Below are 15779 nucleotides of genomic sequence, written 5' to 3' on the forward strand. Positions count from 1 at the left end.
TCCAGGGCTGCTCTGGCATTCAGGCTGTTGGCTATTTAGGGCAGTAAGCAAAAAAGTAAGGACATAAACTGATTTTTATAGGTAAGGAGAGAGGGAATGGATCAAAATCCACAAGGTGGCCGAGAGAGATTTCAGCTCTTGCTTCAGCAACTAGGCTTAACGGAAGATGCGTTTGTGCAATATTTCAGCGGGGCAGAAATAGAAAAACTTCAAATAGAAAGAGAGTCAAAGAGATGGCATTTCATCTTTAAGATTCCGAATCTGATTCCGTGCAGTGTACATTCCCGGCTGAAAACACATTTGAGCGGAACTTTTGCGCATATTGCCAAGGTTTCATTTGTACTCAATGTAGAAAATCCTCAGGTCACTGAAGAAATTGTAAAAGATTATTGGAATCATTGTTTGCAGGACTTACAAGGAGCGTCTCCAGCGCTTTTAGCCCTCTTAAATGACCAGGAACCTAAAGTAATTGGACAAAGAATCATTGTGAGGGCGAGAAATGATGCGGAAGCTGGCCAGCTGAAACGAAAATATGCTGGTTTGATTTCGAATGTATATCAATCATTCGGCTTTCCGCCGCTGTCTCTGGAAGCGGAAGTAAAGACTGAAACGGATGGCGGAGAAGATTATCGCAAGTTCCTGGCAGAAAAACAGCAGGAAGACGCAGCCAAGGCCTTAGCGGCTTTAACGGAGATGCAGAAGAAAGAATCAGAAAGCGGAGAAGAGGAATTTAACGGACCGGTCAAAATTGGTTACACCATCAAGGAAGATGCAGACTTTAGAAGGATTGAGCAGATTATTGATGAAGAGCGGAGAATTGCCATTGAAGGATATGTATTCGATGCAGAAGTAAAAGAACTCCGCAGCGGCCGGAGTCTGCTGACCTTCAAAGTAACGGATTACACCAGTTCAATCTTAATTAAAGTATTCTCCAGGGACAAGGAAGATGCGGCCATGCTCGCGCGTGTAAAAAAAGGCATGTGGGTACGCGCTCAAGGAAGCATTCAGAATGATACCTTCGTACGGGACTTGGTCATGATTGCCAATGATATAAATGAAATCAGCAAAGAAGGCAGAAAAGATACCGCTCCTGAAGGAGAAAAAAGGGTTGAACTACACCTTCATACACCAATGAGTCAGATGGATGCTGTCACGCCTACAGGTGCTTTAATCGCACAGGCAGCCAAGTGGGGACATCGGGCTGTTGCGGTGACAGATCATGCGGTCGCACAGTCATTCCCTGAAGCATTCAGTGCAGGGAAAAAACATGGGATCAAAGTTCTCTACGGGGTTGAAGTGAATCTTGTCGATGACGGAGTTCCGATTGCCTATAATGATGCTGAGCGGCTTTTAGCAGATGATACTTTTGTCGTATTTGATGTAGAGACCACCGGTTTGTCTGCTGTATACGACACTATCATTGAACTTGCTGCAGTCAAAATCAAAGACGGAGAAATCATTGACCGTTTTGAGTCTTTTGCCAATCCTCATCACAGGCTTTCAGCAACAACAATCGATTTAACCGGGATAACAGATGATATGGTTGAAAATGCTCCTGATGTCCCTGAAGTGCTTGAGCGCTTTAAAAATTGGGCTGAAGATGCTGTGCTTGTTGCCCATAATGCAAGCTTTGACATGGGATTCCTGAATGTCGGCTATAAACAGATGGGATACCCAAAGGCAGCCAATCCAGTCGTTGATACATTGGAACTGGGCCGGTTTTTATATCCTGAATTTAAAAACCACCGCCTAAATACGCTTTGTAAAAAGTTTGATATCGAGCTGACACAGCATCACCGTGCTATATATGATGCGGAAGCCACAGGCTATCTCCTGCTCAAAATGCTGAAGGATGCCCTTGCTAAAGGCATCGAATACCATAATCAGCTTAATGATAATATGGGGAAAGGGAATGCCTATCAGCGCTCCCGTCCATATCACTGTACATTGCTTGCCCAGACGCAGGCAGGACTTAAAAATCTATTTAAACTGATATCGATTGCCCATGTAAACTATTTTTACAGAGTTCCCCGCCTCCCCAGGTCCCAGTTAATAAAGTACAGAGAAGGGATCCTTGTAGGCTCAGGCTGTGATAAAGGGGAAGTGTTTGAGGGAATGATGCAGAAAGGTTTTGAAGATGTACTTGAAACAGCGGAATTCTATGATTATTTTGAAGTACATCCGAAGGAAGTCTATCAGCATCTTCTCGAACTTGAATATGTCAGAGATGAAAAATCCTTGGAAACCATCATCAGCAATATTGTCAAATTAGGAGAAAAACTGGATAAACCAGTCGTTGCGACAGGCAATGTCCATTATTTAGATCCAAATGATAAAATCTACCGAAAAATCCTGGTTAATTCACAAGGGGGCGCTAATCCGCTTAACAGGCATAAGCTCCCTGATGTTCATTTCAGGACTACGGATGAAATGCTGAACGCCTTCTCTTTCCTCGGCAAGGAAAAGGCGAAGGAAATTGTTGTGGAAAATTCCAATAAAATAGCCGACATGATTGATGAAATCAAGCCGATCAAGGATGATCTATACACGCCTAAAATCGAAGGCGCAGAAGAAGAAATGCGTGAAATGAGTTATTCGATGGCTCGAAAGATTTATGGGGAAGAACTTCCGGAAATCGTTGAAGCAAGATTGGAGAAAGAATTGAAAAGCATCATTGGGCACGGTTTTGCGGTTATCTATCTTATCTCCCACAAACTCGTGAAGAAGTCACTGAACGACGGATATCTTGTTGGTTCGAGGGGATCTGTAGGTTCTTCTTTTGTTGCAACCATGACGGAGATAACGGAAGTGAATCCGCTCCCTCCGCATTACGTCTGTCCGGAGTGCAAGAAGTCCGAGTTTTTCAATGACGGTTCTGTTGGATCAGGGTTTGACCTCCCTGATAAGAACTGTCCAAATTGCGGTATCCCGTATAAGAAAGACGGCCATGACATTCCGTTTGAAACCTTCCTTGGTTTCAAAGGAGACAAGGTTCCGGATATTGACTTAAACTTCTCCGGCGAATATCAGCCGCAGGCACATAACTACACAAAAGTGCTGTTTGGAGAAGAATATGTATACAGAGCCGGAACAATCGGAACTGTGGCCGAGAAAACAGCTTATGGATATGTAAAAGGATACGCTTCAGACAATAACCTTCATATGAGGGGAGCAGAAGTAGACAGGCTTGTTGCCGGATGTACTGGTGTAAAGCGAACAACCGGTCAGCACCCTGGCGGAATCATCGTTGTACCTGATTATATGGATATATACGATTTCTCACCGATTCAGTTCCCTGCGGATGATCGAAACTCAGAATGGAAGACGACGCATTTCGACTTTCACTCGATTCATGATAATATTCTGAAGCTTGATATACTCGGGCACGATGATCCCACTGTCATTCGGATGCTGCAGGATTTAAGCGGAATTGATCCAAAAACGATTCCGACAGATGATCCTGAAGTTATGAAAATATTCAGCGGTACAGAATCGCTCGGTGTCACAGAAGATCAGATCATGTGTAAGACCGGAACATTGGGAATTCCTGAGTTTGGTACCCGATTTGTCCGTCAAATGCTTGAGGATACAAAGCCGACAACTTTTTCAGAGCTTGTACAGATTTCCGGTCTTTCTCATGGTACAGATGTATGGCTCGGAAATGCTCAGGAATTGATTCATAACAATATTTGTAATTTGAGTGAGGTAATCGGATGCCGGGATGATATTATGGTGTATTTAATATACCAAGGGCTTGATCCATCCCTTGCATTTAAGATTATGGAGTCAGTCCGGAAAGGGAAAGGTCTCTCGGAGGAATTTGAAGCCGAAATGAGAAAAAATGAAGTCCCTGAATGGTATATTGATTCTTGTAAGAAAATTAAATACATGTTCCCTAAAGCCCATGCTGCAGCCTATGTTTTGATGGCTGTCCGAATTGCTTACTTCAAGGTGCATATGCCGCTTTTATATTATGCCGCTTACTTTACCGTCCGTGCGGATGACTTTGAACTGGAAGCAATGATTCGCGGATCACATGCCATCAAGGCAAAAATTGAAGAAATAAACGCAAAAGGGCTTGAAGCTTCAACGAAAGAAAAAAATACCCTCACAGTTCTGGAACTTGCTTTGGAAATGTGTGAGAGAGGATATTCTTTCAAACAAGTGGATTTATATAAATCAAGTGCTGATCAATTCATTATTGAAGGCAATGCCTTGATTCCGCCGTTTAATTCGATCCCCGGGCTCGGAACGAACGCGGCGATTAATATTGTCAATGCAAGGAAAAATGGAGAGTTTTTATCAAAAGAAGACCTCCAGCAGCGCGGTAAGGTTTCCAAAACGATTCTGGAGTATCTCGATAAACAAGGATGCCTGGAATCTCTTCCGGAACAAAACCAATTATCCTTATTTTAATGTGAATAGCATATTTGGCTAAACATTCATCATATTTGCATAAAAATCTGGATTATGGTATATTTTTATTGGAAATACTAAGAGGAACCAATGGCAAGAGTGGGGAAACCCACTCTTTCGTGTTGTATTGACCATTTATTTTCAAATCCATTACCAAGACTTTTTAACTGAACAGGTTTGGAGGAAACACATGAGTAAAAAGGTAACGGAAATCGTAGAAGAATTGGCAGCCCCGATTCTTGAGGAGCTTCAGCTGGAACTCGTTGAAGTAGAGTATGTCAAAGAAGGGAAAAGCTGGTTCCTTCGTGTATACATCGATAAGGAAACAGGAGTTGATATCGAAGACTGTAGCAACGTCAGTGAAAAGCTGAGCGAAAAGCTTGATGAAGCTGACCCGATATCTCAAAATTATTTCCTGGAAGTGTCATCTCCGGGCGCTGAAAGACCTTTAAAGAAAGATAAAGACTTTTTAAAGGCGATTGGCAAAAACGTTTACATCAAAACATATGAACCAATTTTGGATGAGAAGGAGTTCGAAGGCGTTTTAACCGAATTCGACGGTGAACAGGTAACCCTGGAAGTCAAAATCAAGACTCGTAAGAAAACAGTGATTATCCCTTATGCGAAAATTGCTAAAGCGAGACTCGCCATCACCTTCTCTTAAAAACCAGTACATTACATTAATAAGGGGGATCAACCCATGAGCAGTGAGCTGTTGGATGCTCTGCACATTTTAGAAAAAGAAAAAGGGATTTCAAAAGAGGTCCTAATTGAGGCGATTGAAGCAGCATTAATATCGGCTTACCGACGGAATTTCAATCAGGCACAGAACGTACGGATTGATTTGAATCTTGAGAAAGGTTCGATGAAAGTATTTGCCAGAAAAGATGTCGTTGACGAAGTTTTCGATTCCAGATTGGAAATTTCTTTGGCTGAAGCGCGTCAGATTAACCCTAATTATTCAGTAGATGATGTAGTGGAAATGGAAGTCACTCCTAAAGACTTCGGCCGGATTGCTGCTCAGACAGCCAAGCAGGTTGTAACTCAGCGTGTTCGCGAAGCTGAGCGCGGCATTATCTATTCTGAATTTATCGATCGGGAAGAGGATATCATGACTGGTATCGTTCAGCGCCAAGATTCCCGTTTCATTTATGTCAGCTTAGGAAAGATTGAAGCCCTGCTGCCTCAAAATGAACAAATGCCGAACGAACAATATAAGCCGCATGACCGTATCAAGGTATTCCTGACAAAGGTTGAGAAGACTTCGAAAGGACCGCAGATTTTCGTTTCCCGCTCACATCCCGGCTTGTTGAAACGTCTTTTTGAGATTGAAGTACCGGAAATTTTTGACGGAACGGTTGAAATTAAATCAGTTGCAAGGGAAGCTGGAGACCGCTCTAAGATATCCGTTTATTCGGCTAATGAAGAAGTGGATCCAGTCGGATCATGTGTCGGCCAAAAAGGGCAGCGTGTTCAGGCCATTGTCAATGAACTGAAGGGTGAAAAAATTGACATCGTAAAATGGTCCGAAGATCCAGTCGTTTTTGTAGCAAACGCCCTCAGTCCGTCCAAAGTGCTTGAAGTACTGGTTAACGAAGAGGAAAAGGCTACAACTGTCATCGTTCCGGATTACCAGCTGTCCCTTGCTATCGGCAAAAGAGGGCAAAACGCCCGCCTTGCAGCGAAGCTGACAGGATGGAAAATCGATATTAAAAGTGAAACTGAAGCCCGTGATGCAGGGATCTATCCTGTAGACGACCAAGACTTCCTTTTGAATAAAGAAAGCTATACAGATCAAGAAGATGATTATTCCGAGGATATTGATTAAGTTAGAGGTGAGCGGACATGAATAATCGTAAAAAAGTTCCATTGAGGAAATGTGTCGCCACTGGTGAGATGAAACCGAAAAAAGAAATGATCCGGATCGTCCGATCAAAGGACGGAGAGGTCAGTATCGATCCTACCGGAAAAAAATCGGGACGGGGTGCTTATTTGACGCTTGACCGGGAAATCATTCAAATGGCCAAGAAAAAGAATACATTATCCAATCACCTTAATGCCCATATCGATTCCTCCCTATATGAAGAATTGCTTGAATTAGTGGAAAAGGAGAAATTCTAAAACATCATGTCTCAGCACCAATGGATGTCTCTATTAGGTTTGGCAAATCGAGCGCGTAAGCTGATTTCTGGAGAGGAATTGGTGGTAAAAGAGATTAGGAGCAAAAAAGCAAAAGTCGTTCTTTTAGCATTGGACGCCTCGCAAAATACAGAAAAAAAAATAATAGATAAATGCACCTATTATCAGGTCCCCATTCGAAGAGTTGAAAATCGCTACATCCTGGGCCAAGCAATTGGCAAGGAAGCCAGGGTTGTTGCAGCTGTTCTTGATGAGGGCTTTGCGAAGAAACTCCGGACGCTGCTCGATTAATTTTAACGGGGGTGAACGTATGTCAAAATTGCGTGTTTATGAATATGCAAAGCAAAAAAATGTTTCAAGCAAAGAAGTAATAACAAAACTTAAAGAAATGAATATAGAGGTAACAAACCATATGACAGCATTAGATGATTCAACTGTTCAAAAATTAAACAATTCAATAAAGCCTAAAAACGACGGGCAGCAATCTGCGCCTAAAACGAATCCGACTGTTGCAAAATACGAAGCGGAAGCTGATGAGAAAAGCACAGTAAATAAAGAAAAGCTCAAGAAAAAGCCTGCTGCCAAACAAGCTGGCGGCGCAAAAAAACCAGGTCAAAACCAGTCATTTAATAAAAACCGCAATAATCGAAATAAAAACAATAAACAAAGGCAGCAGCCGCAGCAGCATGTACCTGTAAAAAGGAAAGAACGCGAACTGCCTGAAAAAATCACTTTCTATGAGTCCTTAACGGTTCAAGAACTAGCTAAAAAGCTGCACCGCGAACCATCTGAAATCATCAAAAAATTATTCATGCTCGGTGTGATGGCTACGATTAACCAAACACTGGACAAAGATGCAATTGAGCTTATTGCAGCTGAATATGGGGTAGAAGCAGAAGAGGAAGTGCGTGTGGATTTAACCGACCTTGAATCTCTCTTTACTGATGATGCTCCTGAAGATCAAACAGAGCGTCCGGCTGTTGTTACGATCATGGGCCATGTTGACCATGGTAAAACAACATTGCTTGATTCCATCCGTAAAACAAAAGTAACAGAAGGTGAAGCAGGCGGGATTACCCAGCATATCGGTGCTTATCAGGTTGAAGTGAATAATAAGAAGATCACTTTCCTTGACACTCCCGGACATGCTGCCTTTACGACAATGCGTGCCAGAGGTGCTCAGGTTACAGATATCACAATTATTGTAGTTGCAGCTGATGACGGTGTAATGCCGCAGACAGTTGAGGCGATTAACCATGCGAAAGCGGCAGAAGTTCCAATCATTGTTGCAGTCAATAAAATGGATAAAGAAGCAGCTAATCCGGACAGAGTCATGCAGGAACTGACTGAATACGGTCTTGTATCTGAAGAGTGGGGCGGCGACACAATATTTGTTCCGATTTCTGCGAAGAATGGCGACGGTATTGAGAGCTTGCTTGAAATGATCATTCTGGTCAGCGAAGTTGAAGAGTACAAGGCAAATCCAGACCGTAATGCTAATGGAACAGTTATAGAAGCGCGCTTGGATAAAGGCCGCGGTTCTGTTGCAACACTGCTTGTACAGAACGGAACATTAAAAATTGGCGATCCAATCGTTGTCGGCAATACTTATGGACGTGTACGGGCAATGGTTAATGACCTTGGACGCCGTGTAAAAGAAGCTGGTCCGTCAACGCCTGTAGAAATCACTGGTTTAAATGAAGTGCCGCAGGCTGGAGATCGTTTTATCGTATTTGAAGATGAAAAGACAGCCCGTCAGGTTGGTGAAACACGGGCACAGCGTCAAGTCCTTTCTCAGCGCAATGAAGGCTCCCGTGTAACATTGGATACATTGTTTGAACAAATGAAACAAGGGGATATTAAAGAGCTGAATATTATCCTGAAAGCTGATGTTCAAGGTTCTGCTGAGGCATTGGCGGCTTCCCTTCAAAAGATTGAAGTGGAAGGTGCGAAAGTTAAAATCATCCATACCGGAGTAGGCGCTATTACTGAATCCGATATTATTTTAGCAACTGCTTCTAACGCCATTGTTATTGGATTTAATGTCCGTCCTGATGTGAATGCAAAACGGGCTGCTGAATCTGAAAATGTCGATATCCGCCTACACCGCATTATCTATAAAGCGATTGAAGAAATTGAATCAGCAATGAAAGGGATGCTTGATCCAGAATTTGAAGAGAAAATTATTGGTCAGGCTGAAGTCCGTACAACTTTCAAAGTTTCAAAAATTGGTACAATTGCCGGTTCATATGTAACAGAAGGCAAGATCACAAGGAACAGCAATGTTCGTCTAATCCGTGAAGGCGTAGTAATTTTCGAAGGTGAAATTGACGCCCTTAAACGTTTTAAAGATGATGTAAAAGAAGTTGCCACAAACTATGAGTGCGGGATTACAATCAAGAATTATAATGACGTTAAAGAAGGCGACATTATCGAAGCCTATGTAATGGAAGAGATTGAGCGTACATGATCATTGGATCTATCCAATGTGAAATGATGATCCACAACGCCCACTCCCTTAAAGAAAAGCGTGCGGTATTGCAGCGCATTATAACTAGACTTAAACAGAAATATAATATTTCAGTCGCCGAAACAGATTTCCAGGATTTATGGCAGCGCACAAAAATTGCCATTGTCACGGTTTCATCTTCACGGAAAGCAACTGAGAGGGAATTGCAGAATGCCCTGCAATTCCTAGATTCTTTTCCGGAGATTGAGCGAACAATAACAGATATGGAATGGTTATAAGCGAGTGAGGTGATATGTATGAGCCTTCGGTCTAATCGAGTTGGCGAACAAATGAAAAAAGAGCTGAGTGAAATTATCGGCAGAAAAATAAAAGACCCCCGGGTCGGTTTCGTGACGGTTACTGATGTGGAAGTAACGGGTGATCTTCAGCAGGCTACGGTCTATATCTCAGTTCTTGGAGATCAGGAGCAAAGAGAAAATTCCCTGAAGGGGCTTGCCAAAGCAAAAGGATTTATGAGAAGTGAGCTTGGCCAGAGAATCCGTTTGCGGAAAACACCGGAATTATTCTTTGAATTTGACGAATCCATTGATTATGGAAACCGAATTGAGACTTTAATTTCGCAAATCCATAAAGATGATAAACCGACTGACGACAATGAATAAAAACTGAAAAGGAGGCCGACTCATACGCAGTGCATGGCACTACAGGCAGAGTTGGTCTCCTTTTTTTGAAGGTGATGAAATGGAAGGAATATTGCCGCTTTTTAAGCCAAAAGGGATGACTTCCCATGATTGTGTTTTCAAGCTGCGGAAAATCTTAAAAACAAAAAAAGTGGGGCATACAGGAACTCTTGATCCTGATGTGACAGGAGTACTCCCTATTTGTGTGGGCAGGGCAACTAAGATTGCCGAATATATTACTGATGCCGGCAAGACTTACGAAGGAGAAGTGACCCTTGGCTATTCCACCTCAACCGAAGATAGCAGCGGCGAAATCATAGATCAAGTGACACTTTCTGAGCCAGTTTACCGCAGTCAAATCCTTCAAGTCTTTGAATCATTAACAGGAGTTATTACACAAACCCCTCCAATGTATTCTGCTGTGAAGGTAAATGGCAAGAAACTGTATGAATATGCCCGTGCTGGAATAGAAGTGGAGCGCCCCTCAAGGCAGGTTACGATTCATGAATTGACTCTCATGGATGACAGAGAAAGGTTTACTGGTGAATCGATTTCGTTCCGTTTTAGAGTCAAGTGCAGCAAAGGGACATACATTCGAACCCTTGCCGTTATGATGGGTGAGATGTTAGGCGTACCGGCACATATGTCGGATTTGATTCGTGTGGAATCAGCCGGTTTTTCTCTTGAAGACTGCTGGACCATTGAAGAAGCTGCGAGTATGGCGGAAATAGGGAAAATCGATGAACTTCTTCTGCCTTTGGAAAGAGGGCTCATTCATTTGCCGAAAATTTATATTAATGATACATTAGCAAAGAAAGTGCTGAACGGAGCAGTATTAGAGCAGACGGACAAAATGGCTTTTGGTGAGGAGCCTTTTGTTATAATGGACTCAGCAGGAAAGGCACTCGCTATTTATCAATTGCACCCAACAAAAGAGGGCCTGATTAAACCTGTTAAAGTTTTGGCACAGCAAATATAGAATGTCTTGTTGTCGGAAAGAGGAGATTTAGGTGAAAGTGATCAAGATAGAGCATCCGCAAACGTTTAATCCTGAGGATTTTCCTGAACTTGTGCTGGCGATGGGCTTTTTTGATGGTGTTCATAAAGGTCATCAGAAGGTCATCATGACTGCAAAGGAGATTGCCGAGCAAAGACAAATGAAATCGGCGGTTATGACTTTTGACCCTCATCCTTCCGTTGTATTGGGGAAGAATGCAGAAGGTGTCCGTTATATCACGCCGCTCGAAGATAAAATCAAGATGATCGAAGAGCTGGGGATTGACTTCTTATTTATTATCCATTTCAGCCAGGAGTTTGCTCAGCTTGAGCCTCAGCAATTCGTTGATCAATATATTGCGGCCTTAAATGTCCGCCATGCTGTCGGCGGATTCGATTATTCATATGGGCGATTCGGAAAAGGGACAATGGAAAACCTTCCCGAGTTTGCAAAGGGCCGTTTCACTCAGACTGTTGTTGCCAAACAGAGTCTCGAGGAGGAAAAAGTAAGCTCCACCCGGATCAGGAAGACACTCTCCCGCGGTGATTTTAAGGATTATCACCATCTTGTAGGCAGATATTATTCCACACGGGGCAGGGTCATTCACGGAGAAAAGCGCGGCAGAAAATTAGGGTTTCCCACAGCTAATATCGAATTGCTGGATACATATATTTTTCCTGCGCCGGGCGTCTATGCAGTCAGAATCAAATTTGATGACCGCTGGCATGAAGCAGTGTGCAATGTTGGATATAAACCGACCTTTCATAAAGAAAAGCCGGAGTTTCCATCTATTGAAGTTCATATTTTTGATTTCAACCAGGATGTTTACGGAGAAGAAGCGGCCGTTGAATGGCATTGCAGGCTTAGAAGCGAAAAGAAATTCAATGGAGTCGCTGAATTGATTGAGCAGATTGAGCACGATAAACAGAATGCGCTCCGTTATTTTAAAGAAACCGGCCAAAATTTACAGTAGGCTTGCATTTTTTGAGGAAAAGATGTATTCTATTATATGTACTAAAATAACCATTGCTTGGCTAGTCGAGACTCCGACGCTGGCTAGGTAATTGGGGATTTATGAAAATTTAGGAGGAAATATTTTATGGCTATCACTCAAGAACGCAAGAACGAAATCATTGCTGAGTTCAGAACTCACGATACTGACACTGGTTCTCCAGAAGTTCAAATTGCTGTATTAACAGAAGAAATCAACAAATTGAACGAACACTTACGCACTCATAAGAAAGACCACCATTCACGTCGCGGTCTTTTGAAAATGGTTGGTAAGCGCCGTAACCTTTTGACTTACCTTCGTAACAAAGATGTAACACGCTATCGTGAACTAATCAACAGATTGGGTCTACGTCGATAATTGGTTGCTTGAAAGCGGGAAATTTCCCGCTTTTTTGATGTATAAAGCTTGGAGAAAGATGTTAGTTTTGAAGATCTCAGCCAGGCCCGCATCAGATGGCTCGGCGGCAGCCGGGCTTTTTCTATTCTGAGAAAGACTGCCTGAAGATTTACATATAGATCAGCATCATTACTAGACTTGGTTTTACATATTTATTGAAATGTTTTGGATATTTCATTCATTTTGCTGTTAATGCCGGGTTTTTTCGTGCATAATAGGAATAGTTTGGTTTTTATTTTAAAAATGAACTTTCATATATATTGGGTTGATTCATACTGGTTTATGTTAACAGCTCCAAAGCGAAGATTCAGAGAGGGGTTTTAATGAAAGATGACACAAGAAAAACATACGTATTCATTTGAATGGGCCGGCCGAAATCTGACGGTTGAAATTGGCCAATTAGCGAAACAGGCAAACGGAGCCGTTTTAGTCCGTTATGGAGATACGGCTGTGTTAAGTACAGCTACAGCTTCCAAAGAGCCAAAAAACGTGGATTTTTTCCCGTTAACTGTGAATTATGAAGAAAAATTATATGCTGTAGGAAAAATCCCTGGCGGCTTTATCAAAAGGGAAGGCCGTCCAAGTGAACGGGCAATCCTTGCCAGCCGTTTAATTGACAGGCCGATCCGCCCGCTGTTTGCCGATGGATTCAGAAATGATGTACAGGTAATCAGCATGGTAATGAGTGTCGACCAAGACTGTTCTTCCGAAATGGCTGCGATGTTCGGTTCTTCCCTTGCACTGTCTGTGTCTGATATTCCTTTTGAAGGCCCTATTGCTGGTGTTGTAGTGGGCCGCATTAACGGGGAATTCGTGATTAATCCAAATGTAGAGCAAATGGAACAAAGCGATATCGACCTTACAGTAGCCGGAACAAAAGATGCCATCAACATGGTTGAAGCAGGAGCTAAAGAAGTGCCTGAAGAAATTATGCTTGAAGCCATCATGTTCGGTCATGAAGAAATTAAAAAGTTAATTGCTTTCCAAGAGCAGATTGCAGCCGAGATCGGCAAAGAAAAAATGGAAGTAAAGCTATACCAGGTAGATGCAGAGCTTGAAGCTGAGATTAAGAATCTGTGTCTTGATGATATGAACAAGGCTGTTCAAGTCAAAGAAAAACATGCCCGTGAAGATGCTATCACCGCTGTTAAAGAGCAGGTTGTTGCTCAATTTGAAGAGCGGGAAGCAGATGAAGAAACGCTTAAGCAAGTAAAAGAAATACTTGGGAAATTGGTGAAAGCTGAAGTGCGCCGTTTAATTACGGAAGAAAAGGTTCGTCCAGACGGACGTCATCCTGAAGAAATCCGCCCGCTTTCTTCAGAAGTCGGCCTGTTAGCACGTACGCATGGATCCGGTCTGTTTACAAGAGGACAAACTCAGGCTCTGTCTATTTGTACATTGGGAGCTCTTGGCGATGTCCAAATTTTGGACGGACTAGGAACAGAAGAATCCAAGAGATTTATGCACCATTATAACTTCCCTCATTTCAGTGTGGGTGAAACTGGGCCGCTTCGCGGGCCGGGCCGCCGTGAAATTGGCCATGGTGCTCTTGGTGAAAGAGCTTTGTATCCAATTATCCCAGATGAGAAAGACTTCCCTTATACAATCAGGGTTGTTTCAGAGGTATTGGAATCCAACGGTTCTACTTCGCAGGCAAGTATCTGTGCAGGGACACTGGCTATGATGGATGCAGGTGTGCCGATTAAGGCGCCTGTTGCCGGTATTGCCATGGGCTTGATTAAATCAGGCGAATATTATACGATCCTGACTGATATTCAAGGCATGGAAGATCATTTGGGAGACATGGACTTTAAAGTTGCCGGAACTTCTAAAGGAGTTACCGCTCTGCAAATGGATATTAAAATTGAAGGGCTGTCCCGCACGATTTTGGAAGAAGCCCTGCAACAGGCTAAAAAAGGCCGTATGCATATTCTAGCTTCTATGATGGAAACAATGAACGGACCGCGGGAAAGATTGTCTAAATATGCGCCGAAAATTTTGACGCTGACGATTAATCCAGATAAAATCCGAGATGTTATTGGGCCAAGCGGAAAGCAAATTAATAAAATCATCGAAGAAACTGGTGTTAAGATTGATATTGAACAGGATGGAACAGTCTTTATTTCATCCATTGATCAGGAAATGAATGAAAAGGCTAAGAAAATCATTGAAGATATTGTACGTGAAGTTGTCGTAGGTGAAAAATATCTTGGTAAAGTTAAACGTATCGAGAAATTTGGAGCCTTTGTAGAAATCTTTAATGGTAAAGACGGCCTGGTTCATATCTCTGAACTCGCTGAAGAGAGGGTAGGCAAAGTGGAAGATGTTGTCTCAATCGGCGATGAAATTTTAGTGAAGGTTACTGAAATTGATAAGCAGGGAAGAGTAAATCTTTCTCGTAAAGCGATTTTAAAGGAAGAGAAAGAAGCGGCAAACCCTTCAAAATCTTAATGGGATCCGGCTTAAGCTTTTCCCTAGAAAGCGAGCTTGGAAACGGGAACCCATGCAACATGACCCGAACATCCAATTCTCTGTGAGAATTGGATGTTTTTTGTCTATCCGAGCCTCTGTTTAGGTATGATAACATTAAAAAAATAATAGGATTCGCATGGCACTGTTCTGCCTTGTCCTTTTTTTTCATATCTATTGTATGAAGGAGGCAGAAAAAATGAATAATAAATGGAGTCATATAGTTGCGATAAGTGCCATTGCAGGTATATCATGGTTATTAGTGCAAAATCCATATACTCATTTTTATTTGGCTCATCTGGCGGATAATGCTGAAACAGTCATGAAGCAGGAAGATTCGCTTTACGGTTCAATACAGGAAGCAGCAAAGAAACATGAAATTGCTTACCAAGATGCAAGAATTGATCGTGTTTGGAAGGCTGTTCCCGGAATGAATGGATTGAAGGTTAATATTGAAAAATCCTATGAGGCGATGAGAAAAGAAAATCATTTTGATGAGAAGAAACTGGTCTACGATCAGGTAAAGCCAAAGATCCATCTGAATGATCTCGAACCGGCCCCAATTTACAGAGCTCATCCAGAAAAGCCAACCGTTTCGTTTCTTATTAATGTGGCTTGGGGTAATGAATACTTAACGGAGATGCTTGCTGTTTTAAAAAGACATAATGTAAAGGCCACCTTTTTTCTGGAAGGAAACTGGACAAAAAAAAATCCTGAACTTGCCAAGATGATAGCGGATGGAGGCCATGAAGTCGGCAATCATTCATATTCACATCCTGATATGAAAAATCTTTCTGCAGAGGCAACACAGAAAGAAATCAGTAAAACGAATGAAGTAATTGAAGCAGTTACAGGAAAGAAAAGTGTTTGGTTTGCTCCTCCAAGCGGAAGCTTCAGGGATGAAACGGTCAAGATTGCGGACTCATTTGGAATGAGAACGGTCATGTGGAGCGTGGATACGATTGATTGGCAGAAGCCAAGTCCAGAAGTGCTTAAACAAAGAGTTCTTTCAAAGGTCCATCCCGGTGCATTTGTTCTCATGCATCCTACCGAATCCTCTTCATCATCTCTTGAAAGCTTGATTATCAACATTAAAAAGAAAAATCTGGATATTGTTACCGTCTCAGAAGCAGTGGAAGAAAAACGAATCATTCATTGAAATGAATATGGTCTGCAGCAGCAAAGAATGGAGGAATGATG

Annotated in this window: 13 protein-coding genes; all 13 read left to right on the plus strand. The window is 42.4% G+C overall.

The genetic code is table 11. The features are described from left to right. Window positions 1–96: 96 nt before the first annotated feature. The 13 genes from BQ4305_RS19825 to BQ4305_RS19885 all read left to right on the plus strand — a co-directional run bounded on the left by BQ4305_RS19825 (window position 97) and on the right by BQ4305_RS19885 (window position 15738). Window positions 97–4416 (plus strand): PolC-type DNA polymerase III, encoded by a 4320-nt coding sequence (locus BQ4305_RS19825; protein WP_110929448.1) that lies wholly within the window; start codon window positions 97–99, stop codon window positions 4414–4416. A gap of 190 nt (window positions 4417–4606) precedes the next feature. Further along, a complete protein-coding gene (gene rimP, locus BQ4305_RS19830) occupies window positions 4607–5080 on the plus strand; it encodes a ribosome maturation factor RimP (protein ID WP_110929449.1) in 474 nt (157 codons plus the stop codon). Window positions 5081–5116: 36 nt separating this feature from the next. Then, window positions 5117–6244: a transcription termination factor NusA gene (gene nusA / locus BQ4305_RS19835; protein WP_110929450.1), complete on the plus strand. Its 1128-nt coding sequence runs from the start codon at window positions 5117–5119 to the stop codon at window positions 6242–6244. Window positions 6245–6261: 17 nt separating this feature from the next. After that, the gene (gene rnpM, locus BQ4305_RS19840; protein ID WP_110929451.1) at window positions 6262–6537 is read left to right on the plus strand and encodes an RNase P modulator RnpM; all 276 of its coding nucleotides are present in this window, start codon (window positions 6262–6264) and stop codon (window positions 6535–6537) included. Between the two features lie 6 nt (window positions 6538–6543). Next, entirely contained in the window at window positions 6544–6846 is a 303-nt protein-coding gene (locus tag BQ4305_RS19845) for a YlxQ family RNA-binding protein (protein ID WP_110929452.1), read from the plus strand. 19 nt (window positions 6847–6865) lie between these two features. Beyond that, window positions 6866–9025: a translation initiation factor IF-2 gene (gene infB, locus BQ4305_RS19850; RefSeq protein ID WP_110929453.1), complete on the plus strand. Its 2160-nt coding sequence runs from the start codon at window positions 6866–6868 to the stop codon at window positions 9023–9025. After that, window positions 9022–9303, plus strand: coding sequence for a DUF503 domain-containing protein (locus tag BQ4305_RS19855; protein ID WP_110929454.1), 282 nt, complete (start codon window positions 9022–9024; stop codon window positions 9301–9303). Before infB ends, BQ4305_RS19855 begins: the two co-directional genes overlap by 4 nt. Window positions 9304–9321: 18 nt before the next feature. Continuing rightward, window positions 9322–9687 carry a 30S ribosome-binding factor RbfA gene (rbfA, locus tag BQ4305_RS19860; RefSeq protein WP_110929455.1) on the plus strand — a complete coding sequence of 122 codons (366 nt, stop codon included), beginning with the start codon at window positions 9322–9324 and terminating at the stop codon, window positions 9685–9687. Between the two features lie 79 nt (window positions 9688–9766). Next, window positions 9767–10684, plus strand: coding sequence for a tRNA pseudouridine(55) synthase TruB (gene truB / locus BQ4305_RS19865; protein ID WP_110929456.1), 918 nt, complete (start codon window positions 9767–9769; stop codon window positions 10682–10684). 31 nt (window positions 10685–10715) lie between these two features. Further along, window positions 10716–11675: a bifunctional riboflavin kinase/FAD synthetase gene (gene ribF, locus BQ4305_RS19870; protein ID WP_110929457.1), complete on the plus strand. Its 960-nt coding sequence runs from the start codon at window positions 10716–10718 to the stop codon at window positions 11673–11675. A gap of 126 nt (window positions 11676–11801) precedes the next feature. After that, entirely contained in the window at window positions 11802–12071 is a 270-nt protein-coding gene (rpsO, locus tag BQ4305_RS19875) for a 30S ribosomal protein S15 (protein ID WP_110929458.1), read from the plus strand. 369 nt (window positions 12072–12440) lie between these two features. Next, window positions 12441–14561 (plus strand): polyribonucleotide nucleotidyltransferase, encoded by a 2121-nt coding sequence (gene pnp, locus BQ4305_RS19880; protein ID WP_110929459.1) that lies wholly within the window; start codon window positions 12441–12443, stop codon window positions 14559–14561. Between the two features lie 217 nt (window positions 14562–14778). Further along, entirely contained in the window at window positions 14779–15738 is a 960-nt protein-coding gene (locus BQ4305_RS19885) for a polysaccharide deacetylase family protein (protein ID WP_110929460.1), read from the plus strand. Window positions 15739–15779: the final 41 nt, after the last annotated feature.

This window comes from Bacillus massiliglaciei, from assembly GCF_900098925.1.
GTDB classification, from domain to species: domain Bacteria; phylum Bacillota; class Bacilli; order Bacillales; family DSM-1321; genus Peribacillus; species Peribacillus massiliglaciei.